Genomic DNA, 23,599 nt, shown 5'->3' on the forward strand with positions numbered 1-23,599 from the left:
CAGTGCAGTGCGCAAGGTGTGCGGTGATGCGTGCGCGCGCCGGGCACGTTGCACGCCTGGTCTGCAGCGGCAACGAAGAACGGCGCCTTGCGGCGCCGTTCCGGTCACACCGTGACTGACCGCAGGGCGTCCGGGTTACGGGCGCACCTTGGTGGCACACACGAACACCGACGCCTGCTGCAGGCGGCTGATCGCGCCCTGGTCCTGCAGCCCACGCACGTGCTCGTCCATGCAGGTCAGGTAACCCAGGCGGTTGCCTGCGTTCTGCGTCTTGCACAGGCTGCTCTCGGCCTGGATGTTGGCGCCGGGAATCAACCCGCCGGTTTCCACCGTCGGTACCAGCGTGCTGCAGCTGCCCAGCTTGGTGAGGCCGCGATTCAACGTCCAGCCGATATCGGCAAACATCGCCGGCGTCAGGTCGATGTTGAGCTGCGCCTGCACTTCCGGCGTATCGAACGGTTCCATCAGCGCATTCGGCTGCAGGTCGGTATCGAAGTGCGAGAAGGTCGAGCCGCCGGCCACCACGCTGGGGGCGTACAAGCGCGTGCGGCCCTGGCTGTCGGTGCCCTGCAGCAGTTCCGGGTCCTCGTACAGCCCTGCCACCACCGCGGCGCTGCCTTTCAGGCGCGCGCCATCGGCTTGCGAGACCATGATCGCCGGGATGGTGATGTCGGTGATCGGCGGTGCGGCATTGCCCATCGTCTGCACGCCGGCCGCGTTGTTGGCCACGATCACGCCCACCGCGCCATTGAGCTGGGCGTTCTTGACCTTGATGGCGAAGGCGCAGGTGCCGCGGTCGATCAAGGCCACCTTGCCGGCCACGGCCGCCGCATTGACGAACGGAGTTTCGCAACCGTCGCTGGCCGAGGCAGCGGCCACGCCGTCATCCACCGTCACCACCGAACGCGCCGGGAAATTGCCGGCGCTGGCCAGCGGCCCGAAGCTGGCAAAGCCCACTTCGAACTTGCCGGCCGCACCGGCTGGCGCGCTCACCTGCAGCAGCGTGCGCGGATCCAGGATCAACGCCGCCTCGCGGTTGACGCGCGTACCGGCCCACACCGTCCGCCCGGGCGTGCGCATGGCTTCGGCACGCAGCGCATTGGTCATGGTGGGGTCGTCGAAACGCTTGTTCTGCACGTTGTCGAAGGCCTGCGCGGTATAGACGTCGGTCAGGCCGGAGCCCGAGCCGAGCACACCGGTGGTCTTGTTGAGGAAGCCCGCCGCGCCCAGTCCATGGCCGATCTCGTGCATCACCACGTTGAGGAAGTTGATCTGGCCCTCGGGCGTCTTGCCGTCCAGGCCCAGGTACCAGCCCGACCCGGCCAGGCAGTCGTCCTTGCCCAGGTCGCCGTTGAATTGCGAAAACACGTCGGCCGGATCGGCCGGGTCGGGCACCAGATCCTGCCCGGCGATCGCATCGCCCAGCGCGGATGGGTACAAGGTGTTGGCCTTGGCGCCGGGGAAGTTGTTGACGATCCAGTTCGGGCCGGCCTGGCCCAGGGTGCCGCCGGTGGCGGTACAGGTCAGCCGCGCGAACGAGGCATACACCTTGATCTCGACACTGCTCTGCAGCACCGCGCCCCACATGTCCATGGCGTACTGGTAGGCGATGCGTCGCTGCTCACCCACCGACCGGCCCGGGTTGCCACCCAGCGGCGCGGCAGCGGTGGGGTCGTTCAAGCCGACATTGGTGCCGGCATCGCCATTGATCAGGGTGACGTTGGCGGCCGATGCGTGCAGCGGCGACAGCGCGGCGGCGATGCCCAGGGACAACAGCAACAGGGGCTTATTCATGCGGCAGCGCTCCGTGCTCGGCGTGGGCAGGTTGGGTGGTGGCATCCTCGCTGTGCTCGATCACCAGGCGGCCATCGGCCTGCCGGGTCGCAACCAGGGAGCTCATCTGGGTGGCCGGCAACTTGCGCGCGATGGTGCCGTTAGGCAGGCGACGCTCGGTGGCCAGGGCGGCCGCCTCGGTCTGCGGCACTGCACTGCGTTGGGCGCTGCGCGCAGCCGGGGCTGCGGCGGCCTGCCGGTCCAGTGCGGCGCTTTCTTCGGCGGTCAGCGCACGCAACTTGCCGGTGACAGGGTCGATACCGACCTTGGAGCTGCTGGTTCCTGCATCCTGGGCTGCGGCAAGTGCCGGCAGGCAGGCAAGGCACAACACACCGGACAGCATCCATCCGGGCTTGCGAAAGCTCATCATCGTTGGGGTTTCCTTGGGTCCAACAGGGGAAATACGCCGCACTGACACCGGCGCTCGGGGGAATCCTTCATTTCCAGTCTCTTCATGACTGAAACATGAATCCGTGATGTGTGTCAACTTTTTGACACATGAGCCCCTGAATGCGAAATCATTGCCTGAAATAGTCATGCCTGCGCTTGCCTTGTGCGCGGGATGCTACGTCGGCCTGAGTGCTCTGCCTGTTCCGAGCTCCGAGGGATGCGATCGGATTGCGTACGGCAGGTGGAGAGGGCTAGCTGGCGCACGAGGTGCGGGTGCTTAGCGTTGTCGTGTCCACACAGGTGTTGGCTTCCGCGTTTTCGACGGCTCTGACTTGAAGGGCGTACGGCAGACGGAGATGCCGGCGCCGCAGGTGTTGCCGGGAGTTGGCGGTGGCATTGCGCAGACAGACGCAGCGACATCGCACACGCCATCGGATGCGATGGAGGTTGGTCGGCGCGAACGCCCACTCTTGCCATTGTTGCTAGGAGATGGAGCGGTGGTTTCGTAAGGAGTTGCAGTCACCGCGCCTCGCGCGGATGCGCAGCTCGCACGCGGACGTGCAGGGAACGCAGGTACTACGTGGCGTACACCGCAGTTGCCACATCGCCGCGCCTGCAGCACAGCGCTAATCGCTTGGTTAGGCGCGGCAGACGGTTTGCGTTTCGCGTTTCGATGGCAGGCGCTGAGACCGCTCGTGCTGCATCGTGCACGCCACTACCATTGGCCTCCCGTCCTCCACGCCACCGGCGTGACGCCCTCAGGTTGCCCATGCACGCCGTCATCTATCACAACCCTGCCTGCGGTACCTCGCGCAACACGCTGGCCTTGATCCGCCATGTCGGCATCGAACCGCAGATCATCGAGTACCTGCGCGACCCGCCAACGCGCGCGACCTTGCAGGCACTGATTGCCGAGGCCGGCCTGTCGGTGCGCGATGCGCTTCGCCAGAAGGGCACGCCCTATCTGGAACTCGGGCTGGACGACCCCGCGCTGGACGATGCCGCCTTGCTGAGCGCGATGCTGGCGCATCCGATCCTGATCAACCGCCCGTTTGTGCGCACCGATCGCGGAGTGCGGCTGTGCCGGCCGTCCGAGCAGGTGCTGGAGTTGCTGCCGGCGGCGACCAGCGGCTTCATCAAGGAAGACGGCGAACGTGTGCTCGACGAGGCCGGGCGCCGCGTTAGTCAGTGAGGTCATGCGGGCAACGCGCTAGGACCTAGCACCACCCGCCTGCCGATAACAGTGACGTGGTCGTGGTGGTGGCCGCGCGCGCAACGGCGCCGCCACTCGCCCGCCAGCGCAGGGTTTGCGCCTCCCCGAGCCGTTCCGGTTCTGCAGTAGCGCAGCCACTGCGCATCGGTGCTGGCTGGCGTGGGTCTGTCGGGCTAGGTTTGCTCACCTCACACCACGCGCCACGCTCTACCATCGGCGCATCGTTTACTGGAGCACCCGCATGATTCGCGAAATTATCCGCATGGGCGATAAGCGCCTGCTGCGCGTGGCGCCGCCGGTCACCAACCTGGGCAGTGACGAGCTGCACGCGTTGGTGGCCGATATGTTTGAAACCATGGACGCCGCGCGCGGCGTCGGGCTGGCCGCACCGCAGATCGCGGTGGACCTGCAATTGATGGTGTTCGGTTTCGAGGCCAGCGAGCGCTATCCCGAAGCACCGGCGGTGCCACGTACCGCCTTGGCCAACGTGCAGATCGAACCGCTGTCCGATGAGATGGAAAACGGCTGGGAAGGGTGCCTGTCGATCCCCGGCCTGCGCGCGGTCATTCCCCGCCACCGCGTCATCCGCTATTCCGGCTTTGCCCCGGACGGCACCCCCATCGAGCGTGAGGCTGAAGGCTTCCATGCACGCGTGGTGCAACACGAATACGACCATCTGGTTGGCCGCCTGTATCCCTCGCGCATCGAAAACTTCGACACCTTCGGCTTCGAAGACGTGTTGTCCTACGATCTGTAGCGCGACGCCTGCAGCGCGCGCGTCGCGGCGCAACGCGCACAAGAAAAAGGGCGCCCTCAAGGCGCCCTTTTTTCCAGCCTCATGGCGGCGCCCTCATCCGGGCGCCGTGGATGGCTTACTTCAATGCCTTGAAGCGCAGGCGCTTGGGACCGGCGTCATCGCCCATGCGGCGACGCTTGTCTTCTTCGTACTCGCGGTAGTTGCCCTGAAAGAACTCCACGTGCGACTCGCCTTCGAACGACAGGATGTGCGTGGCGATACGGTCGAGGAACCAGCGGTCATGCGAGATCACGAAGGTGTTGCCCGGGAACTCCAGCAGCGCGTCTTCCAGCGCACGCAAGGTTTCGATGTCCAGGTCGTTGGACGGTTCGTCGAGCAGCAGCACGTTGCCGCCCTGCAGCAGGGTCTTGGCCATGTGCAGGCGACCACGCTCACCACCGGACAGCGAGCCGACCATCTTCTGCTGGTCCTGCCCCTTGAAGTTGAAGCGGCCGATGTAGGCGCGCGACTGGATCTCCACGCCATTGATGTTGAGGATGTCCAGGCCGCCAGCGATTTCCTGGAACACGTTGTGGTTGCCCTCGAGCTTGTCGCGGCTCTGGTCCACGTACGAGAGCTGCACGGTCGGGCCCATCACGATCTCGCCCGAGTCCGGCTTTTCCGCACCGGTGATCATCTTGAACAGGGTCGACTTACCGGCACCGTTGGGGCCGATGATGCCCACGATGGCGCCCGGCGGCACGATCATCGACAGGTTGTCGATCAGCAGGCGGTCGCCGAACTTCTTGGAGACGTTCTTGAACTCCATCACCGAGTTGCCCAGGCGCTCGCCCGGCGGGATGAAGATTTCATTGGTCTCGTTGCGGCGCTGGTAATCCACCGACTGCAGCTCTTCCAGGCGGGCCAGACGCGCCTTGCCCTTGGTGCGGCCACCCTTGGCGTTCTGCCGCGACCATTCCAGTTCCTTCTGGATCGCCTTCTGGCGTGACTTTTCCTGGTTGTCTTCCTGCTTGAGGCGCTCGTCCTTCTGGGTCAGCCATTCGGTGTAGTTGCCCTTCCACGGAATGCCGCGGCCACGGTCCAGTTCCAGGATCCACTCGGCAGCGTTGTCGAGGAAGTAGCGATCATGCGTGACCGCCACCACGGTGCCGGTGTAGCGCGCCAGGAACTGCTCCAGCCACTCCACCGACTCGGCGTCCAAGTGGTTGGTCGGTTCGTCGAGCAGCAGCATGTCCGGCTTCTGCAGCAGCAGGCGGCACAGCGCCACGCGGCGCTTTTCACCACCGGACAACTTGCCGACGATGGCGTCCCACGGCGGCAGGCGCAGCGCATCGGCGGCCACGTCCAGCTGGTTTTCCAAGGTATGTGCATCGCCTGCGGCCAGGATGGCCTCCAGGCGCTCCTGTTCCTTGGCCAGCGCATCGAAATCGGCGCCTTCTTCGGCATACGCCAGATAGACCGCATCCAGCGCGGCCTGGGCCTGCAACACGTCGCCCACGCCTTCTTCCACCGCCTCGCGCACGGTGTGTTCGGGGTTGAGCTGCGGTTCCTGGGCCAGGTAGCCCACCTTGATGCCGGCCTGCGGGCGGGCTTCGCCCTCGAAGTCGGTATCCACGCCGGCCATGATCTTCAGCACCGTGGATTTGCCGGCGCCGTTCAGGCCGAGCAGGCCGATCTTGGCGCCGGGGAAGAAGCTCAGCGAGATGTCCTTGATGATCTGCCGCTTGGGCGGGACCACCTTGCTGACGCGGTTCATGGTGTAAATGTATTGCGACATGGGGACTCCGTGGACGCAGACAGCCCGCCGGCCGAGGCCGGAGGCAGCGGAAAAGGGATTGCCCCGATTATACCGGCAAGTGTTCACCCACGCCGGACCCCGAATGCGGCTAAACGGCAGCTTACTTTCCACCTGAATGGGCGTTTTCGTAACCGATTCCAGCAAGAAAGCGTTAAGCCGGGCAGCCTCTTAATGCAATTGCGACATCGCACACAGGAGCAATCCCATGAACCGCAAACGCATCGTCACCGTTGTGCTTTCCTCCATCTTGGCGCTGGGCTTCGCTGCACCGGCCGCATTTGCCGGGGATTGGGACCGCGACCACGACCGCCGTGGGCATGACCGCGACCGCGACCATCGGCGCGACTACGACCGTCACGACAACCGCAACTGGCAGGCCCAGCAGCGCTGGGACGACCACCGTCGCCGCGATGACCGCCGCGAGTGGCGCCAGGACCGCCGCGTCTACAGCAACGGCTACCGCGAGGGTTACCAGGACGCGCGCTACCGCGACCGCTACAACGATCGCCGCGTCTACACCTACCAGCCCGTCCGCCCGGCCTATTACGGCGGCCCGCGCTATGTGCGTGGCGGCTACTACAACGGCCCGGTGTACGTGATCAACGATTACGACCGCCACCACCTGCGTCGTCCGCCGTACGGTTACCGCTGGCAGCGCGACAACACCGGCAACTTCCTGCTGGTGGCGATCGCAACCGGCGTGATCGCCGATCTGGTGCTCAACAACTGAGCCCCACAGCTGGCAGCGCCTGACCGGGCAGCCCGGTCAGGCCAATGGGCATTGCACATGGGCGCACTTCGGTGCGCCCATGGCGTTTGTGGGCCGCGTTGCCCAGGCCTGGTGTGCTGCGTCGCAAGGCCAGCCTGGTCGATTGGTCACCCGTTCCCCGGAGGCTTACAATCGGCGGTCTTACTGGCCACAGCTGCCCCCGGAGCTTCTGCATGTTCTCGCGCGACGTCCGACTGGAAACCTACGACCCCGAACTGGCCAAGGCCATTGCCGCTGAAGCCGGCCGCCAGGAGGATCACGTCGAGCTGATCGCCAGCGAGAACTACTGCAGCCCGCTGGTGATGGAAGCGCAGGGCAGCCAGCTGACCAACAAGTACGCCGAAGGCTACCCGGGCAAGCGCTATTACGGCGGTTGCGAGTTCGTCGACATTGCCGAGCAATTGGCCATCGACCGCATCAAGCAGGTGTTCGGTGCGGACTATGCCAACGTGCAGCCGCACAGTGGCTCGCAGGCCAACCAGGCGGTGTACCTCGCGCTGCTGCAGCCGGGCGATACCATCCTGGGCATGAGCCTGGCCCATGGCGGCCACCTCACCCACGGCGCCAAGGTCAATGCCTCGGGCAAGCTGTTCAACGCCGTGCAGTACGGCGTGAACGAGCAGGGCCTGATCGATTACGACGACGTGCAGCGCCTGGCCACCGAGCACAAGCCGAAGATGGTCATTGCCGGCTTCTCGGCGTATTCGCAGAAGATCGACTGGGCGCGCTTCCGCGCCATTGCCGACAGCGTCGGTGCGTATCTGTTCGTGGACATGGCGCACGTGGCCGGCCTGGTGGCCGCCGGTGTGTACCCCAGCCCGATGGACCATGCACACGTGGTCACTTCGACCACGCACAAGACCCTGCGCGGCCCGCGTGGCGGCATCATCCTGGTCAAGGGCGCGGGCGAGGACCTGGTCAAGAAGCTGCAGTCGATCGTGTTCCCCGGCATCCAGGGTGGCCCGCTGATGCACGTGATCGCGGCCAAGGCGGTTGCGTTCAAGGAAGCACTGGAGCCGGAGTTCAAGACCTACCAGCAGCAGGTGGTCAAGAACGCGCAGGCGATGGCGAACACGCTGATCGCGCGCGGCTACAAGATCGTCTCCGGCGGCACCGAGAACCACCTGATGCTGGTGGACATGATCGGCCGCGATGTCTCGGGCAAGGACGCGGAAGCCGCGCTCGGCAAGGCGCACATCACCGTCAACAAGAACTCGGTGCCCAACGACCCGCGCTCGCCGTTCGTCACCTCGGGCCTGCGCCTGGGCACCCCGGCCATCACCACCCGCGGTTACCAGGAACAGGACTGCGTGGACCTGGCCAACTGGATCGCCGACGTGCTGGACGCCCCGGCCGACGACGCCGTGCTGGCCAAGGTGCGCGATGCAGTGACCGCCCAGTGCAAGAAATATCCGGTGTATGGCTGATGCGGGAATCGGGAATGGAGAGACGGGAATGGTAAAAGCAACGCTGCGATAGCCCCGCTGTTCCGATTCCCTATTCCCCTCTCCCTATTCCCGGACGTCTGATGCATTGCCCCTTCTGCCAGCACAATGACACCCGCGTAATCGATTCGCGCGTGTCCGAAGACGGGACGACGATCCGTCGGCGTCGCGAATGCGAGGCGTGCGGCGAGCGTTTCAGCACACTGGAAACCATCGAGTTGAAGCTGCCGACGGTGGTCAAGAGCGATGGCGGGCGCGAGGCATTCGATGCCCGCAAGCTGCGCACCAGCTTCGACCGCGCGCTGCAAAAGCGCCCGGTGTCCGAAGAACAGATCGAGGCGGCGGTGCGTGCGGTGGTGCACCAGCTGCGGATGTCCGGCGAGCGCGAAGTCGGCTCGCTGCGGGTAGGCGAATACGTCATGGTGGAGCTGCGCAAGCTCGACCATGTCGGCTATGTGCGCTTTGCTTCGGTGTACCGCAGTTTTCAGGACGTGGCCGATTTCCGCGAAGAGATCGAAAAGCTCGAACGCGAACTCCCCGTCGGCAGCGAGCAGCTGCCGTTGCTGGAAGCGGCCCTGGAACGCGCCGGCAAGCCCGGCAAGCGTTGAGCGTGATGCGCATTGCCTGCGTGGCCGACACGCCGGACCTCCTGCCCGTCATTGCGCAGGCACATCTCCAGGCCTTCGGCGCGTTGTTGCCGGACTGGAATTTTGATCAGGCATTGGACGAACTGCGTCATCACGACCGAGACGGGGTGATTCCCACCACGTGGGTGGCACTGGATGACACGCAGTGGCTCGGCTCGGTAAGCTTGCTGGAGAACGACGATGCGCGTATTCGGCAATGGTCGCCGTGGCTGGCGTCGCTGTACGTGCAGCCGCAGGCGCGCGGGCAGGGCATCGGTGAGGCACTGGTGACGCATTGCGTGCAGGCCGCCGCGCATCTGGGCGTGGCGGCGTTATATCTGTACTGCCAGCCCGCACTGGTGCCGTACTACCAGCGCCTGGGCTGGCAGGCGCATGCCGAATTGTTGCTGGGGCCACTGCAGATCGTGGTGATGCAGATCGAACCGGCAGTGGTGCGGTGAGCGTGAGCGCAGACGACCACCGCTGGATGGCACAGGCACTGCGCCTGGCCGAGCGCGGCGCCTACACCACCCGCCCCAATCCGATGGTTGGCTGCGTGATCGTGCGCGATGGCGCGTGCGTGGGCGAGGGGTTTCATCAGCGTGCCGGCGGCCCGCATGCAGAAGTGTTCGCGCTGCGTGCGGCGGGCGAACAGGCGCGGGGTGCAACGGCGTATGTGAGCCTGGAGCCCTGCGCGCATTACGGGCGCACGCCGCCGTGCGCGCTGGCCTTGATCGCGGCCGGCGTCACACGCGTGGTCGCGGCGATGGCGGACCCGTTTCCGCAGGTCAATGGTGGTGGCTTCACCTTGCTGCGCGATGCCGGGATCCAGGTGCACAGCGGGGTGATGGAAGCGCAGGCACGCGCGCTCAACCAGGGCTTTCTGTCGCGCGTGGAGCGTGGCCGCCCCTGGGTGCGGGTCAAACTCGGTGCCAGCCTGGATGGGCGCACCGCGATGGCCAGCGGCGAATCGAAGTGGATCACCGGCGCCGATGCGCGCGCGGATGTGCAGCACTGGCGCGCACGTGCCGGTGCGATCCTGACCGGTGCCGGCACGGTGCTGGCCGATGACCCATCGATGACGGTGCGGCTGGGCGAGCACACGCCGTGCGTACCGCCGCTGCGGGTGGTGCTCGATGCCGGCTTGCGCACGCTGGCGTGCGCCAACATTCGCCAGGGCGATGCGCCCACCTTGTATCTGCACGGCGCCGATGTCACGGCGCCGGCGTTGGACGGAGCGGAGTTTGCCGCAATGCCGTTGCATGCGGGTCGCTTCGATCTGGACGCGGTGCTGGCATCGCTGGCCGAGCGCGGTATCAACGAGGTGCACGTGGAAGCCGGCGCCACGTTGAGCGGCGCACTGCTGCAGGCCGGCCTGGTTGATGAGCTGTTGGTCTACATGGCGCCGGTGCTGCTGGGTGAGACTGCGCGGCCGCTGCTGGCTGGGCTCGGCATCGACACCATGGCGCAGCGGCATGCATTGCAACTGCTCGATGTCCGCCACATTGGCCAGGATCTGCGACTGCGCTATGCGCCGGTTGCTACTGCGTAAGTGCTGCGCGGTGCGTTTGACGCCGCACAAAAAAGGCCCCGCATGCGGGGCCTCTACGTCTTGAACGCGCTGGATCAGAAGCTTGCGCGCACGCCGACCTTGTACTGGTTGGCGTCGTCGATGAACTGGACTTCGCCGACCAGGCCCCAGGCGGGGGTGAAGTTCACCTGGCCACCGAGGGTGCCGACGAACTCGCCTTCGTCCACGTCGCTGCCGTCGATGTAGCCAGCCTTGATCCAGGCTTCGGTCCGCGGCGAGGGCTTGCCACGCAGGCCCAGGTTGGCGAAGCCGAGGTTGCTCGAGTCCGACGAATCGTCGAGCGAGCGGCCACGCAGGCGCAGGTCGGATTCGACCTTGGTGCGCAGCACGCTGATGTCGGCGGTGAAGTCGACGCGCTCGGTCATTTCCTGGCGGTAACCGATACCCAGGGTGGCCTGCTGCAGGGTGCCTTCGAGCACGAAGCCGCCGCCGAGGTTGAAGTCCTTGTTGGCACGCTCATAGCCGCCGAACACATACACGGGCTGTGCAATCTGCCAGGACCCGCGAACGTAGCCGCCGTCGATGTCGTCGGACTCGCCGTTGACGCCGATCTCGGTACGGTTCCAGCCACCTTCCACGTAGGAATAGCTCAGGCCTTCGGCCGAGGCGGCAAACGGTGCGGCTGCCAGCAGGGCGGCCAGAATCAGGGTGTTACGCATGGGGTGTTTCTCTCCGAATTGATGTCCGTGTCTTCGTCCCGTCGCGGGGCGAAAATAGCGACGTCTCCCGCCGCGGCGCGCACTTTAACAAAACCTTCACAATCCTGGCTATGAGGAATTTCCCGACATGACGCAGCGTCCTGCCAGGCATGTCTTGGCAGTCAGCTATCGCCGGAAGCCGCCCTGTAGAATTGACGCGCCGGTTCGCCGGTACTTACGAACGTCTTCAGGGCGGGGTGCGATTCCCCACCGGCGGTATGCATGCGCAAGCGTGTGAGCCCGCGAGCGCTTCGCTGCCGATCTCTCGCTGAGAGCACGGCGGTGAAGGTCAGCAGATCCGGTGCGATGCCGGGGCCGACGGTATAGTCCGGATGAAAGAAGACGGCCAACGCGCAGCCCTTGCGGCTGCGCGCGCGCCTGTTTGCCTTGCGGCGTTTTTCGCTCAACTTTTTTGCGAGAAACGGCTATGTCCACCATGCGTCATCCAGCGTGCTACCGCACGCCAGTCCAGCGCTCTACGCGCGCCTTGCGGCCATTGCCCACAGGAGCGTGCTGATGTTCACCGGTATTATTGAAGGCGTTGGCCGCCTGGCCGCGCGCCAGCCGCAGGGCGGCGATGTACGTTTTACCTTCGCCACCGGCAGCCTGCCGTTCGAGGCGGTGCAGCTCGGCGAAAGCATCGCGGTCAACGGCGTCTGCCTGACCGTGATTGCGTTCGATGCGGCCAGTTTCCAGGCCGATGCGTCCACCGAAACCCTGTCGCTGACCACGCTGGGCAGCTTGCAGGAAGGCGCGGTGTTGAACCTGGAACGCGCGATGCGGCCCACCGATCGGCTGGGTGGCCACCTGGTCAGCGGGCATGTGGATGGCCTGGGCCAGGTGCAATCGGTGCATGGCGATGCACGCGCGCAACGTTGGCGCTTTGCGGCGCCGCCGCAGGTGCTGCGGTATGTCGCCAAGAAAGGCTCGATCTGCGTCGACGGTGTCAGCCTCACCGTCAACGAAGTGGACGATGCCGGGTTCGAGGTCGCGTTGATTCCGCATACCGTGGCTAATACCGCGTTTTCCGAAACGGCGGTGGGCGCGGCGGTGAATCTGGAGATCGACCTGGTGGCGCGCTACGTCGAACGCCTGCTTGGCACGCGAGGTGCGGCATGAATTTCGCGCCTGTCCCCGAATTGATCGAAGAACTGCGCGCCGGCCGCATGGTGGTGATCGTCGATGACGAAGACCGCGAAAACGAAGGCGATCTGATCATGGCGGCCGAGTTGGTCAAGCCGTCGGACATCAACTTCATGGTCACCCACGCACGTGGCCTGGTGTGCCTGTCGCTGACCCGCGAGCGCTGCACGCAGCTCGGTCTGGCACCGATGGTGCGCAACAACACCGCGCAGTTCCATACCAACTTCACCGTCAGCATCGAGGCGGCTGAAGGGGTCACCACCGGGATTTCCGCCTACGACCGCGCGCATACCGTGCGCACCGCGGTGCGGCCGGATGCCAAGCCGCACGACCTGAGCCAGCCGGGGCACATTTTCCCGCTGATTGCGCAGCCGGGTGGCGTGCTGACGCGCGCCGGGCACACCGAGGCGGCCAGCGATCTGCCGATGCTGGCCGGGCTGGAACCGGCCGGTGTACTGGTGGAAGTGCTCAACCCCGACGGCAGCATGGCGCGCCGCCCGCAGCTGGAAGTGTTCGCGCGCGAGCATGGGCTGAAGATGGGCTCGATCGCCGATCTGATCGCCTACCGGCTGGCCAACGAGCACACCGTCGAGCGCGTGGATGAACGTGAGATCGAAACCGAATTCGGGCCGTTCCATCTGGTGACCTACCGCGACCGCATCGCGCACGATCTGCACTTTGCGCTGGTGCGTGGCACCCCGGATCCGACCACGCCAACCCTGGTGCGCGTGCAGGTGGAAAACCCGCTGGCCGACCTGCTGCATTGGCAGCGCGACGACTTCGGCGTGGCCGCCACCGATGCGCTGCGCGCGATTGCCGCCGAAGGACAGGGCGTGATGGTGGTGCTGTCGGCCCCGCGCGACAGCGAATCGCTGCTGGCGCGCCTGCGCCAACAGCCGGAGGTGGCCGCCAACGCCAAGGATGTGAGTCAGTGGCGCCGCAACGGTGCCGGCGCGCAGATCCTGGCCGACCTGGGCCTGGGCAAACTGCGCGTGCTGGGTACGCCGCGGCGGCAGGTCGGCCTGGCCGGCTTCGGCCTGGAGGTGGTGGAGTTTCTGGAATGTCATCCGGGCGCCGCCCCGCGCGTGGCCGCCGCGCCCTGAGCCGGCGGCCGCCACGGCCAGGCCTGCGCAGGCGGGCCCGGCCGTGGCGTGCGGACCGGGCGCATTGCCCGGCTGCTGTTAAACTTCCCGCCCCCTCGAGTTGCCGACCCGCATGACCCACTACGAAGGCGATCTTCGCCCCACCACCGCGCGCTTTGTGATCATCGCCAGCCGCTGGAATGCCCGTATCACCGACGCCCTGGTGACCGGTGCGCGTCAGAGCCTGGCCGGCAACGGCATCGGCGAAGACGCCATCGACGTGGTGCGCGTGCCCGGCGCCTGGGAAATTCCGATGGCCGCCAACCGCGTCGCCCAGGGCGGCCAGCATGCGGCGATCATCGCGCTGGGCTGCGTCATCCGTGGCGATACCCGCCATTACGAACACGTTGCCGACCTGTGCGCCGAAGGCCTGATGAGCGTGCAGTTGCAGACCGGCGTGCCGGTGCTCAACGGCGTGCTGGCGGTCGAGCGCGTGGAAGATGCCGAGGCACGCGCCGGCGGCAGCCACGGCAACAAGGGCGAAGAATGCGCCCTGGCCGCACTGGAACTGGTCAATTTGATGGAGCTGTTGCCATGAGCAAGCCCGGTGGACACGCCCGCCACGGACGTCGTGACGGCATCGACCCGGTGCTGCGCTCGCGCGCACGCCGTCGCGCCTTGCAGGCGGTGTACGCCTGGCAGATCGCCGGCGGTTTCGCCAAGCAGGTGATCGCGCAGTTTGCCCACGAGCAGGCGCATGAAGTGGCCGATCTGGCCTACTTCGAGAGCCTGGTAGAAGGCGTGCTCAGCAACCGCAATGAGCTGGATACCGCGCTGACGCCGTACCTGGACCGTGGCGTGGAAGAAGTCGATGCGATCGAGCGCGCCGTGCTGCGCCTGGCCGCCTACGAGCTGCTGTATCGCCAGGACGTGCCGTACCGCGTGGTGATCAACGAAGCGATCGAAACCGCCAAGCGTTTTGGTTCCGAACACGGCCACACCTATGTCAACGGCGTGCTGGACCGCGCAGCCGTGGAGTGGCGCAAGATGGAATCGGGCGCCAGCGGCGCCTGAGGCGCCGCGGGAATCGGGAGTCGGGAATGGGGAATCGCAAGAGCAACGTTTCCGACATCTCCTGACGCGCCTTTGCGATTCCCGATTCCCTTCTCCCGATTCCCGTCCCCATGCCCGAATTCGATCTGATCGCCCGCCTGCGTGCCCGCATTGCTGCGCGGGCCGATGTGCCGTTGGGCATCGGCGACGATGCGGCGCTGCTGCAGCCGCCGGCCGGCGAGCAGTTGGCAATCACCGCCGATACGCTCAATGCCGGCGTGCATTTCCCGCTGGAAACATGCGCCGCCGACCTCGGCTGGAAGACGCTGGCGGTCAATCTCTCCGATCTGGCCGCGATGGGCGCGCAGCCGCGCTGGTGCACCTTGTCGCTGTCGTTGCCGCACGACGATGCCGCGTGGGTGGATGCGTTCGCCGATGGGTTTTTTGCGCTGGCCGATCTGCACGGCATTGCCCTGGTCGGTGGCGACACCACGCGCGGGCCGTTGTCGTGCGCGGTCACCGCGATCGGCAGCCTGCCACCAGGCGCGGCGTTGCGCCGCGATGGCGCACGCGTTGGCGACGACATCTGGGTGACCGGTGGGCTGGGCGAGGCGGCGGCGGCATTGTCGCTGTGGCAGGCCGGCGACCTGGACGTGACGGTGCCCGCCACTGACGCCGTGCAGGAGCAGTGGCGACAGCGCCTGCTGCGCCCGCAGCCACGCGTACAGGCCGGACTGCGCCTACGCGGGCTTGCCCATGCCTGCATCGATGTGTCCGATGGCCTGTTGGCCGATCTGGGGCATTTGTGCGAACGCAGCGGCGTGGGTGCGGAACTTGCGCTGGCTGCCTTGCCGCAGATGCCACCTACCGCCGGCGTCACCGCCGCGCAGTACAGCGCGTGGCAACTGGGCGGCGGCGACGATTACGAACTGTGCTTCACCGCTGCCGTGCAGCATCGCGATGCGGTGCTGCAGGCACTTGAATTCGCACAAGTGGCCGCCACGCGCATCGGGCGCATCGTCGCCACCCCAGGCGTGGTGGTCCACGACGCCAGCGGCAACCCATGGCAACCGCCGCAACGTGGCTACCAGCACTTCGTCGGCTGAGTCGGTTGGTGGTGTGTACTGCAGGCTGGGTAGGCGCAGGGTGAGTCTTACGCGTTCGCTTTGATGGTCCATTCGACTGCATGACCATGCGATTGGCGCCATTGCGGGTTGCGCAGCGAGCGTGATTTTCGAATGTGCAGTGCAACGGCGCCTTTGAATCGGCAAGCGCACTGGTCAGATATGTTCGGGTACAGCTGTACCGGCCAATTCGATAATAGCGATCCGATCGCCCTGCCTGTGCTCGGCCCGTCGCCCGTCGCTCGTCGCTCGTCCCGACTTCCGACTCTCGACTCCCAATTCCCAATTCCCAATTCCCAATTCCCAATTCCCAATTCCCAATTCCCAATTCCCAATTCCCAATTCCCAATTCCCAATTCCCAATTCCCAATTCCCAATTCCCAATTCCCAGCCCTTGAACCATACCGTACCGTCTGGTACGTTCGCCACGTTCTCCCCCGAACCACGGATGCATGGCAGTTGCCGCTGGGCTATCCCGGCCCGGCTTTGCGTGGGAGAACACGATGGACAAGCGTTGGATGGGCGGTCTTGCCGCCATGGCGTTGTTGCTGTCGTCGGCGTCGGCTCTGGCCGGTGCCTTCAGCAAGACCTACGAACGGATTCCGGGTTGGGACGGCGCGCAGATGGGCGCCCTGGTGCTGGTGCCGCAAGGGCAGGGTAGCGGACCATTTCCGCTGATCGTGATGCCGGCCAGCTGGTCGCTGCCGAATCTGGAATATCTCGGGCGCGCCACCCAGTTGGCCAGCGATGGCTATGTGGTGGTCAGCTACACCTCGCGCGGGTTCTGGGATTCGGCCGGGCAGATCGACATCGCCGGGCCGGACACCGTGGAAGACGTCAGCGCGGTGATCGACTGGGCCTTGGCGCATACGCCGGCCAATCCAGATGCGATTGGCGCCTCGGGCATTTCCTATGGTGCGGGCATCAGTCTGTTGGCGGCCGAGCGCGACCCGCGCATCAAGGCGGTGGCCGCGCTCAGCGGGTGGGCGGATCTGGAAGCCTCGCTGTACGCAAATCGCACGGTGAGCCAGCAGGGCGTGGGCCTGCTGGTGGGGGCAGGCGCACTCACCGGCCGGCCGGGGCCGGACTTGGCCAGGATCGGCGCCAGGGTGGCGGCTGGCGATTACGACGGCGCGGTGCAGGGCTTCCTGCCGCAGGCCGCCTCGCGCAGCCCGGCGGGCGATGTGGCGGCGCTCAATGCGCGCGGCACCGCGGTGCTGCTGGGCAATGCCTTCAACGACGGCCTGTTTCCGCCCAACCAGACCATTGCGTTCTACAACCAGCTACGCGGCCCCAAGCAACTGCTGCTCAGCCAGGGCGACCATGCCACCGCCGAATTGCCGGGCGCGCTCGGGCTACCCAACGCGGTGTACACGGCGACCACGCGCTGGTTCGATCGCCACCTCAAGCAGTTGCACAATGGCGTGGACGACGAAGCGCCGGTGCGGCTGTCGCCGCGCGCCGGGCAATGGCTGGACTACCCGGACTGGGCGGCGGTGCAACAGGGCGCCACGCGGTTCGGGCTGTCCGCGCCGGGCGGGCTGCTCAGCCCTACGGGCGGCATGATCAACGGCACAGCCAGCGGCTGGCAGTCGCGCATTGGTACCGACGTGCCGACGCTCGCCGAATCTGGCGTGGTGCTGGCCAGTGGGCTGTTGCAGGGAATCGGCCTGCCGGTGACCACCTCCATCCCGCTGGTGAACCGGGCCGGTGCGGCGGTGTGGGTGGGTGCACCGTCGAGCGGAGTGCGCCGCCTGGCCGGCAGTCCATCGTTGCGGGTCACCGTGGTGCCCAGCCAGACGCAGGTGAGCCTGTTCGCCTATCTGTACCGCATGGATGCGCTGGGCGTTGCGCAACTGCTGACCCACGCGCCGTATTCGCTGCGCGGCGCAACGCCCGGCACGCCGGTGACGCTGGAGTGGGCGCTGCAGGCCGCCGCAGCAGAGATCCCGGCTGGCCAGCGCCTGGTGTTGGTGGTCGACACGCGCGATGCGCGCTACACCGATGCCAGCGACGGCGGCGGCACGCTGACCTTTACGTCGCCGTCAGCGACGCCATCGGTGTTGAATGTGCCGCTGCGGTGAGCTTGTTTTCGATACTGAAGAGACTCGGTGGCAGGAGGCTGCCGAGTCTCGTCGGATGGGAGCGTGCTTGGGCGTGTGGGCAGGACTTCTGTGCGAAATGCCGCTTCGCGTGCGTAAGACGATAAGCCGGCAGATGGCTGTCGACTGATCGGTGCGTTGGATTGCGGATGATTGTGTCGGGGTGCATGCATGTGCTCGTGACTGATGCTGTCTTCGCGCATGCCGTGTTTTGCTTTTCAGTGTGTGTGTGTCTCATCCCTTCGTCTGCGTTGGTTGCACGGCGCGAACTGGGGTTGCGTTGCAGGGCGCTTGCCCGCCCACCATCCCGGGACACGCCGCAAGTACGTCCTTGTAGGCGCTTTGTTGGCATCCATGCCGCCAAAGCGCCCGCGACGGTGAGCGGGCAAGGACCGGTCGAGGATGTCGGTGTGCCGGGGTGCAAGCAAAAAAGCAGGGCGGTGTGATCCAGACAATGGCTTTTGCAGCATGACTTCTGTTTCGAACGGCGCCGCATTGGTGGCTCGGGGGCACCCTGTGGTCTAGGTTGGTGGCCAGATGCATGCGTGCGGTGGAGCTGTCCTAAATGATCTGAAGGACATGATTGGATGTGAAGTTCATCAAGCCGCGGCGGTGGTTGTCTGAGTTCGACGCGTCGCCTGCGCTATCGAATGCGAATGTCGTGCTCCTGATCTGCACACGAGTCATTGATCAATAAGCGGTGCAGTTCGAGCACAACTTGCCTTGCTGTTGTGAGTGCACTGGCGGTCTTAGCTCTGCCGTCTCTACACGTCTACGCACGTGCCAGAACTGCAGGTGCAAAGCACTGACATCAATCAGTAGTCGCGCTAAGGCTTTCGCCGTTCTATCCATCCACAGCCAACCTGCCGGCGGACTGCCCTGCCCGATTTCGGGCTCCTTGGCGGCCTGGATGCCGCCAAGGAGCCCCATGGATGGATTCACGGCGTGTCCCGGAAGCGGGCAGGGCAGGCCGCCCGCGACCAACGCTGTGTGGAGCGCTTGAATTTCAGCATGTGCCGAGCGCCCTAGCGCTGAAGTCAAGTGGGCCCGAGTGCCGGAACAAACAAGCCAATTCAGCGCTTTATGCGGAATTTACGCGGCCGCCCCACCAGGTCCATAGCGACTTTACGCAGCACAGGACGAGACTGCGCGCATTGGCGGAGCGGTTCCGCCGTGGACATCCCGATGCACGCTCTTTCCCGTCTGCCCCATCGGCGCTGTGCGCCCGGTGCGGCAGCGCCTTGTCTTGTTGGTTCGTCCCTGCCGCCTGCAACTGCGGGCGGTGTCTCGCTTGCGCCGCGTTGCGCACCCACGGAGTGAACGACATGCCTGCCTGGTTGTCCCTGCTGTGCGGCGTGGCCGTGTTCGTGGCGGCCGCGTACTTGTTGTACGTGGTGCTGCGGCCCGAAGACTTCTGATGCGAGTGCGCTCCAATGACTGAAACATTGCTTGTCTACGCGTTGGCCATCGTGCTGGCGTGGCCTTTGGGTCGCTATCTGGCGGCGGTGATGCGCGGTGCGCCCATGCGCGGCGACGCCGTGTTCGGCTGGATCGAACGGCCTCTCTACGCAGCGCTTGGCACGCGCCCGCAACAAGGCATGTCGTGGCGCGGCTACGTCGCGGCGTTCCTGCTCAGCAATCTGGTGGTGGGCGTGCTGACCTGGGGCGTGTTCATGACCCAGGCCTGGCTGCCGTTCAATACCGATGCCATCCCCAACATGCGGTGGGACACCGCGTTGCACACCATGGTGTCGTTCCTCACCAACACCAACCAGCAGCATTACTCCGGCCAGGCGCAGTTGTCGTACCTGGCGCAGATGACCGGCATTGTCGGCCTGCAAGTGGTGACGCCGATGATGGGTCTGGCACTGGCGGTGGCAACCTTGCGCGCGCTGTTTGGTGGGCGGGCGGTTGTGAATGCCAACGACGTTGCAGCAACGGCAAGCGGCCCGCACTCCACAGCGTTGCAGACCGCGACAGCGCGCTTGGCTGCGCACGAGACGCAGCCGTCAACGCCGGCAGGCGCGCCGTTGCCCGATGCAGACGTGGGCAACTACTGGGCCGATGTGATCCGCGCCAGCGTGCGGGTGTTGTTGCCGCTGTGCCTGCTGTGGACGCTGCTGCTGGGCTGGCAGGGCGTGCCGTCGACCTTGCAGGGTGCAGCGACGGCGACGCCGCTGGACAGCAGTGCCGGCATGGCCACGCAGACCATTCCGGTCGGGCCGGTGGCGGCGATGGTGGCGGTCAAGCAACTCGGCACCAATGGCGGTGGCTGGTATGGCCCCAACAGTTCGGTGGCACTGGAAAACCCCACTCCGTTGAGCAATCTGCTGGAAACGCTGGCGCTGGTGCTGCTGCCGATGAGCGTGGTGTTCATGGTCGGCTACCTCACCGGGCGCAAGCGGCTGACCGCATTGGTGTTCGGCACCATGCTGCTGATGTCGGTGGCATCCAGCGGCTTGCTGCTGTGGTCCGAAGCGCATTCGGCCAGCGCCGCATCGCCCGCGTTGATGGAAGGCAAGGAAGTGCGCATCGGTGCCGATGCCTCCGCGTTGTGGGCCGCGTTGACCACGCAGACGTCCAATGGCTCGGTCAATGCGATGCACGATTCGCTCAGCCCGTTGAGCGGGCTGGTCACGTTGGTGGACATGTTGATCAACGCCATCTGGGGCGGCATCGGCTGCGGGCTGCAGCAGTTCGTGGTGTATCTGTTGTTGAGCGTGTTCCTGGCCGGCCTGATGACCGGGCGCACACCGGAATTGTTCGGCCGCAAGATCGAAGCGCGCGAAGTGCAATTGCTGGCGCTGTTGATCCTGCTGCAGCCGCTGGTGGTGCTGGGCTTCACCGCGGTGGCGTTGTCGGTGCCGGCGTGGACGGCCAATTCCAACCCCGGCTTCCATGGCATCAGCCAGGTGTTCTATGAGTACACCTCGGCATTCGCCAACAACGGTTCCGGTTTCGAAGGCCTGGGCGATGCCACGTATTGGTGGAATTTGAGTTGCGCGGTGGTGCTGGCGCTGGGGCGTTACCCGGCGCTGATCCTGCCGCTGATGGTGGCCGCGCGCATGGCAACCAAACGCCGTGCACCGGAATCGTCCGGCAGCCTACAGATCGAAACCCCCACCTTTGCATTGACCCTGATGGCCATCGTGCTGGTGCTCACCGTGCTGCAGTTCATGCCCGCACTGGTGCTGGGCCCCATCGCCGAACACCTCGCCCTGGCGGCGTCCTGAGAGTTCCCGAGCAATGTCTACGATTCCTGTGATTGAAAAGCGTGAGCGCGCCGACGCCAAGTTGTTCGATGGCGCGGTGCTGCTGGCGGCGATGCGCGCGGCATTTTTGAAGTTGACGCCGCGGCATCTGCTGCGCAGCCCGGTGATGGCGGTGGTGATGGGCGGCACCTTGCTGGCAGCGGTGATCACCGCCAGCGGGCATGGCAATGCCGGCTTCGGCTGGGCGGTGACGGCGATCCTGTTCGTCACCGTGTTGTTCGGCAACTTTGCCGAAGCCATCGCCGAGGCGCGCGGTCGCGGCCAGGCCGCGTCGCTGCGGCGCGCACGCAAGGACCTGGTGGCGCGGCGCGTGGAAACCGCATTGGGCGGGCGCGAAACCCGCGTGCCGGCGGCCGAATTGCGCCCGGGCGATTTCGTGCTGGTGTCCGAAGGCGAGTTCGTGCCTGCCGACGGCGAGATCGTGCGCGGCCTGGCCACCATCAACGAAGCGGCAGTCACGGGCGAATCCGCGCCGGTGCTGCGCGAGGCCGGGACCGACCGCAGCGGCGTGATCGGCGGCACGCGCGTGTTGTCCGACGAGATCGTGTTCAAGGTCACCGCCGAGCCGGGGCAGAGTTTTCTCGATCGCATGATTGCGCTGGTGGAAGGCGCCAACCGGCAGAAGACGCCGAACGAAATTGCGCTGACGCTGCTGCTGGCGGCGATGACATTGACCTTCCTGATCGTGGTGGCGTCGCTGCCGGCGATTGCCGGTTTTGTCGGCGTCACGCTGGATCCGCTGCTGCTGATCGCGTTGCTGGTGTGCCTGATTCCCACCACCATCGGTGGGCTGTTGCCGGCGATCGGCATTGCCGGCATGAACCGCGCGCTGTCGGCCAATGTGCTGGCCAAGTCGGGCAAGGCGGTGGAAGTGGCCGGCGACGTGGACGTGCTGCTGCTCGACAAGACCGGCACCATTACCTATGGCGATCGCCAGGCCACCGCGTTTCATCCGTTGGCCGGTATCGACCGTGCACAGCTGCGCGATGCTGCCATGCTGGCCTCGCTCGCCGACCCGACGCCGGAAGGCAAGTCCATCGTCAAGCTGGCGCGTCAGCAAGGCGCAGTGGCAGTGGAGCCGGAAGGCGTGCATTTCATTGCATTCACCGCACAAACGCGCATGTCTGGCGTGGACCTTGCCGGGCGCAACATCCGCAAGGGTGCGGGCGATGCGATCGTGGCGTATGTGCAGGCGCAAGGCGCCACGGTGTCGCCGGAGTTGAACGGGCGCATCGAAGAAGTGGCACGCGGCGGCGCTACGCCGCTGGTGGTGGCCGAAGGCCGCCACGTGCTCGGCGTGGTTGAACTCAGCGACGTGGTCAAGCAGGGCATCAAGGAAAAGTTCGCGCAGTTGCGTGCGATGGGCATCAAGACGGTGATGATCACCGGCGACAACCCGCTCACCGCTGCAGCGATTGCCGCCGAAGCCGGCGTGGACGACTACATCGCCCAGGCGCGCCCGGAAGACAAACTCGCGCGCATCCGCGCCGAGCAGGCCGGCGGGCGACTGGTGGCGATGGTGGGTGACGGCACCAACGACGCCCCCGCACTCGCACAGGCCGACGTGGGCCTGGCGATGAACTCCGGCACCCAGGCCGCCAAGGAAGCCGGCAACATGGTCGATCTGGACTCGGATCCGGCCAAGTTGCTGGCGGTGGTCGAAGTGGGCAAGCAGCAGCTGATCACCCGCGGCGCGTTGACCACGTTCTCGTTGGCCAACGACGTGTCGAAGTATTTCGCGATCCTGCCCGCATTGTTCGCTGCGGCCATTCCCTCGATGGCCGCGCTCAACGTGATGCACCTGTCCAGCCCGCGGCATGCGGTGCTGGCGGCGCTGATCTTCAATGCGCTGATCATTCCTGCATTGATTCCGCTGGCACTGCGCGGCGTGCGGTTCCGTCCCTCCAGCGCCACGGCGTTGTTGCGCCGGAACATGCTGATCTACGGTCTGGGCGGCGTGTTGCTGCCGTTTGCCGCCATCAAACTGATCGATCTGGCGCTGGTCGCCACGCTGGGTGCCTGAGTCATGACCACTTCTTCCAAGAGCACGACCATGTCTACCTCCCTGCCATTGCGTGACGATGGCGCCGTGCGCGCATCTTTCGCCCTCGCGTTGTTCGTGCTGCTCGGACTGGGCCTGGGCTATTCGCTGGTGGCCACCGGCATCACCGGTGCATTGATGCCGGATCAGGCGCATGGGTCGCTGCTGCGGGTGGATGGCCGGGTCATCGGCTCGTCGCTGGTGGCGCAGCCGTTTGCCGACGCGCGCTACTTTCAGCCGCGTCCATCCGCCGCCAAGTACGACCCCACCGCTGCGGCTGGCAGCAACCAGGCGCGCTCCAATCCAGAGCTGCTGGCGCGGATCGCCACCGCACGTGCGGAAGTTGCACAGCGCGATGGCATCGCGCCGGACGCAGTTCCCGGCGAGCTGCTCACCCAGTCCGGCAGCGGCCTGGACCCGCACCTGAGCCCGGCCGGTGCGCAGGTGCAACTGCGCCGCGTCGCCGCCGCCCGTGGTTGGCCGAAGCAACGCGTGGCCGCGCTGTTGCAGGCCGCCACCGAGCAGCCGCAGTTCGGCTTGCTTGGGCAGCCCCGAATCAATGTGCTTGCGCTGAATCTGGCGCTTGATCGCGCCGGACATGGAGCGCCGGGAACGGGGAATGGCGTAGAGCAACAGCGCTAGTACACCAAGCCAGGGTAGGC

The 23,599-nt window shown here is 65.8% G+C and carries 21 protein-coding genes and 1 riboswitch; of the genes, 17 read left to right on the forward strand and 4 right to left on the reverse strand.

The genetic code is table 11. The features are described 5' to 3' along the window. Nucleotides 1-135: 135 nt before the first annotated feature. Nucleotides 136-1,794 carry a PA domain-containing protein gene (locus ACCQ01_RS04030; RefSeq protein WP_019237954.1) on the reverse strand — a complete coding sequence of 553 codons (1,659 nt, stop codon included), beginning with the start codon at nucleotides 1,792-1,794 and terminating at the stop codon, nucleotides 136-138. Beyond that, a complete protein-coding gene (locus tag ACCQ01_RS04035; protein WP_014506632.1) occupies nucleotides 1,787-2,203 on the reverse strand; it encodes a post-PEP-CTERM-1 domain-containing protein in 417 nt (138 codons plus the stop codon). The genes ACCQ01_RS04030 and ACCQ01_RS04035 overlap by 8 nt, the downstream gene beginning before the upstream one ends. Nucleotides 2,204-2,992: 789 nt before the next feature. Here ACCQ01_RS04035 and arsC point away from each other — a divergent pair. Continuing rightward, entirely contained in the window at nucleotides 2,993-3,415 is a 423-nt protein-coding gene (arsC, locus tag ACCQ01_RS04040; RefSeq protein ID WP_011035926.1) for an arsenate reductase (glutaredoxin), read from the forward strand. Between the two features lie 262 nt (nucleotides 3,416-3,677). Further along, nucleotides 3,678-4,193 (forward strand): peptide deformylase, encoded by a 516-nt coding sequence (gene def, locus ACCQ01_RS04045; protein WP_011035927.1) that lies wholly within the window; start codon nucleotides 3,678-3,680, stop codon nucleotides 4,191-4,193. 115 nt (nucleotides 4,194-4,308) lie between these two features. Here def and ettA read toward each other — a convergent pair whose 3' ends face one another. Further along, entirely contained in the window at nucleotides 4,309-5,970 is a 1,662-nt protein-coding gene (ettA, locus tag ACCQ01_RS04050) for an energy-dependent translational throttle protein EttA (protein ID WP_011035928.1), read from the reverse strand. A gap of 226 nt (nucleotides 5,971-6,196) precedes the next feature. On the opposite strand from ettA, the gene ACCQ01_RS04055 reads away from it, so the two are divergent. The 5 genes from ACCQ01_RS04055 to ribD all read left to right on the forward strand — a co-directional run bounded on the left by ACCQ01_RS04055 (nucleotide 6,197) and on the right by ribD (nucleotide 10,383). Further along, nucleotides 6,197-6,721: an RcnB family protein gene (locus tag ACCQ01_RS04055; protein ID WP_057673236.1), complete on the forward strand. Its 525-nt coding sequence runs from the start codon at nucleotides 6,197-6,199 to the stop codon at nucleotides 6,719-6,721. A 212-nt stretch (nucleotides 6,722-6,933) separates the two neighbouring features. Continuing rightward, entirely contained in the window at nucleotides 6,934-8,187 is a 1,254-nt protein-coding gene (gene glyA, locus ACCQ01_RS04060; RefSeq protein WP_228431525.1) for a serine hydroxymethyltransferase, read from the forward strand. 101 nt (nucleotides 8,188-8,288) lie between these two features. Beyond that, entirely contained in the window at nucleotides 8,289-8,813 is a 525-nt protein-coding gene (gene nrdR / locus ACCQ01_RS04065; RefSeq protein ID WP_005997276.1) for a transcriptional regulator NrdR, read from the forward strand. Then, nucleotides 8,810-9,292, forward strand: coding sequence for a GNAT family N-acetyltransferase (locus ACCQ01_RS04070; RefSeq protein ID WP_228431526.1), 483 nt, complete (start codon nucleotides 8,810-8,812; stop codon nucleotides 9,290-9,292). Before nrdR ends, ACCQ01_RS04070 begins: the two co-directional genes overlap by 4 nt. A 26-nt stretch (nucleotides 9,293-9,318) precedes the next feature. Further along, nucleotides 9,319-10,383: a bifunctional diaminohydroxyphosphoribosylaminopyrimidine deaminase/5-amino-6-(5-phosphoribosylamino)uracil reductase RibD gene (gene ribD, locus ACCQ01_RS04075; protein WP_228431628.1), complete on the forward strand. Its 1,065-nt coding sequence runs from the start codon at nucleotides 9,319-9,321 to the stop codon at nucleotides 10,381-10,383. 74 nt (nucleotides 10,384-10,457) lie between these two features. Here ribD and ACCQ01_RS04080 read toward each other — a convergent pair whose 3' ends face one another. After that, nucleotides 10,458-11,081, reverse strand: coding sequence for a hypothetical protein (locus tag ACCQ01_RS04080; RefSeq protein WP_228431527.1), 624 nt, complete (start codon nucleotides 11,079-11,081; stop codon nucleotides 10,458-10,460). A gap of 218 nt (nucleotides 11,082-11,299) precedes the next feature. After that, a riboswitch (FMN riboswitch) is annotated at nucleotides 11,300-11,468 on the forward strand. Nucleotides 11,469-11,636: 168 nt separating this feature from the next. Between ACCQ01_RS04080 and ACCQ01_RS04085 the strand changes: the two genes are divergently transcribed. From ACCQ01_RS04085 to kdpC, 10 genes are all read left to right on the forward strand, one after another. Then, the gene (locus ACCQ01_RS04085) at nucleotides 11,637-12,239 is read left to right on the forward strand and encodes a riboflavin synthase (protein ID WP_011035934.1); all 603 of its coding nucleotides are present in this window, start codon (nucleotides 11,637-11,639) and stop codon (nucleotides 12,237-12,239) included. Continuing rightward, nucleotides 12,236-13,366 carry a 3,4-dihydroxy-2-butanone-4-phosphate synthase gene (ribB, locus tag ACCQ01_RS04090; RefSeq protein WP_014506643.1) on the forward strand — a complete coding sequence of 377 codons (1,131 nt, stop codon included), beginning with the start codon at nucleotides 12,236-12,238 and terminating at the stop codon, nucleotides 13,364-13,366. The genes ACCQ01_RS04085 and ribB overlap by 4 nt, the downstream gene beginning before the upstream one ends. Before the next feature lie 112 nt (nucleotides 13,367-13,478). After that, nucleotides 13,479-13,943: a 6,7-dimethyl-8-ribityllumazine synthase gene (gene ribH / locus ACCQ01_RS04095; RefSeq protein WP_011035936.1), complete on the forward strand. Its 465-nt coding sequence runs from the start codon at nucleotides 13,479-13,481 to the stop codon at nucleotides 13,941-13,943. Further along, nucleotides 13,940-14,419, forward strand: a complete 480-nt coding sequence (nusB, locus tag ACCQ01_RS04100; protein WP_014506644.1) for a transcription antitermination factor NusB — start codon at nucleotides 13,940-13,942, stop codon at nucleotides 14,417-14,419. Before ribH ends, nusB begins: the two co-directional genes overlap by 4 nt. Before the next feature lie 110 nt (nucleotides 14,420-14,529). Continuing rightward, nucleotides 14,530-15,504 carry a thiamine-phosphate kinase gene (gene thiL / locus ACCQ01_RS04105; RefSeq protein ID WP_228431528.1) on the forward strand — a complete coding sequence of 325 codons (975 nt, stop codon included), beginning with the start codon at nucleotides 14,530-14,532 and terminating at the stop codon, nucleotides 15,502-15,504. Between the two features lie 521 nt (nucleotides 15,505-16,025). Next, nucleotides 16,026-17,606, forward strand: coding sequence for a CocE/NonD family hydrolase (locus tag ACCQ01_RS04110; RefSeq protein WP_228431529.1), 1,581 nt, complete (start codon nucleotides 16,026-16,028; stop codon nucleotides 17,604-17,606). A 1,343-nt stretch (nucleotides 17,607-18,949) separates the two neighbouring features. Then, nucleotides 18,950-19,042 carry a potassium-transporting ATPase subunit F gene (locus ACCQ01_RS04115; protein ID WP_011035940.1) on the forward strand — a complete coding sequence of 31 codons (93 nt, stop codon included), beginning with the start codon at nucleotides 18,950-18,952 and terminating at the stop codon, nucleotides 19,040-19,042. Between the two features lie 15 nt (nucleotides 19,043-19,057). Further along, a complete protein-coding gene (kdpA, locus tag ACCQ01_RS04120) occupies nucleotides 19,058-20,857 on the forward strand; it encodes a potassium-transporting ATPase subunit KdpA (protein WP_228431530.1) in 1,800 nt (599 codons plus the stop codon). Nucleotides 20,858-20,870: 13 nt separating this feature from the next. Next, complete coding sequence (gene kdpB / locus ACCQ01_RS04125; protein ID WP_228431531.1) at nucleotides 20,871-22,919, forward strand: potassium-transporting ATPase subunit KdpB; 2,049 nt, start codon at nucleotides 20,871-20,873, stop codon at nucleotides 22,917-22,919. Nucleotides 22,920-22,949: 30 nt separating this feature from the next. Next, complete coding sequence (gene kdpC, locus ACCQ01_RS04130; RefSeq protein ID WP_228431532.1) at nucleotides 22,950-23,579, forward strand: potassium-transporting ATPase subunit KdpC; 630 nt, start codon at nucleotides 22,950-22,952, stop codon at nucleotides 23,577-23,579. Nucleotides 23,580-23,599 lie beyond the last annotated feature (20 nt).

The organism is Xanthomonas sp. NCPPB 4037 (assembly GCF_041475695.2).
GTDB lineage: Bacteria > Pseudomonadota > Gammaproteobacteria > Xanthomonadales > Xanthomonadaceae > Xanthomonas > Xanthomonas campestris.

Bases quoted from the DNA above. Each gene is read 5' to 3' on its own strand.
- ACCQ01_RS04030 (WP_019237954.1), bottom strand. From the start codon at position 1,794: ATGAATAAGCCCCTGTTGCTGTTGTCCCTGGGCATCGCCGCCGCGCTG.
- ACCQ01_RS04035 (WP_014506632.1), bottom strand. From the start codon at position 2,203: ATGATGAGCTTTCGCAAGCCCGGATGGATGCTGTCCGGTGTGTTGTGC.
- ACCQ01_RS04055 (WP_057673236.1), top strand. From the start codon at position 6,197: ATGAACCGCAAACGCATCGTCACCGTTGTGCTTTCCTCCATCTTGGCG.
- ACCQ01_RS04110 (WP_228431529.1), top strand. From the start codon at position 16,026: ATGGACAAGCGTTGGATGGGCGGTCTTGCCGCCATGGCGTTGTTGCTG.
- ettA (WP_011035928.1), bottom strand. From the start codon at position 5,970: ATGTCGCAATACATTTACACCATGAACCGCGTCAGCAAGGTGGTCCCG.
- arsC (WP_011035926.1), top strand. From the start codon at position 2,993: ATGCACGCCGTCATCTATCACAACCCTGCCTGCGGTACCTCGCGCAAC.
- kdpC (WP_228431532.1), top strand. From the start codon at position 22,950: ATGTCTACCTCCCTGCCATTGCGTGACGATGGCGCCGTGCGCGCATCT.
- kdpA (WP_228431530.1), top strand. From the start codon at position 19,058: ATGACTGAAACATTGCTTGTCTACGCGTTGGCCATCGTGCTGGCGTGG.
- nrdR (WP_005997276.1), top strand. From the start codon at position 8,289: ATGCATTGCCCCTTCTGCCAGCACAATGACACCCGCGTAATCGATTCG.
- thiL (WP_228431528.1), top strand. From the start codon at position 14,530: ATGCCCGAATTCGATCTGATCGCCCGCCTGCGTGCCCGCATTGCTGCG.
- ACCQ01_RS04080 (WP_228431527.1), bottom strand. From the start codon at position 11,081: ATGCGTAACACCCTGATTCTGGCCGCCCTGCTGGCAGCCGCACCGTTT.
- ribB (WP_014506643.1), top strand. From the start codon at position 12,236: ATGAATTTCGCGCCTGTCCCCGAATTGATCGAAGAACTGCGCGCCGGC.
- nusB (WP_014506644.1), top strand. From the start codon at position 13,940: ATGAGCAAGCCCGGTGGACACGCCCGCCACGGACGTCGTGACGGCATC.
- def (WP_011035927.1), top strand. From the start codon at position 3,678: ATGATTCGCGAAATTATCCGCATGGGCGATAAGCGCCTGCTGCGCGTG.
- ribD (WP_228431628.1), top strand. From the start codon at position 9,319: ATGGCACAGGCACTGCGCCTGGCCGAGCGCGGCGCCTACACCACCCGC.
- kdpB (WP_228431531.1), top strand. From the start codon at position 20,871: ATGTCTACGATTCCTGTGATTGAAAAGCGTGAGCGCGCCGACGCCAAG.
- ACCQ01_RS04115 (WP_011035940.1), top strand. From the start codon at position 18,950: ATGCCTGCCTGGTTGTCCCTGCTGTGCGGCGTGGCCGTGTTCGTGGCG.
- ribH (WP_011035936.1), top strand. From the start codon at position 13,479: ATGACCCACTACGAAGGCGATCTTCGCCCCACCACCGCGCGCTTTGTG.
- glyA (WP_228431525.1), top strand. From the start codon at position 6,934: ATGTTCTCGCGCGACGTCCGACTGGAAACCTACGACCCCGAACTGGCC.
- ACCQ01_RS04085 (WP_011035934.1), top strand. From the start codon at position 11,637: ATGTTCACCGGTATTATTGAAGGCGTTGGCCGCCTGGCCGCGCGCCAG.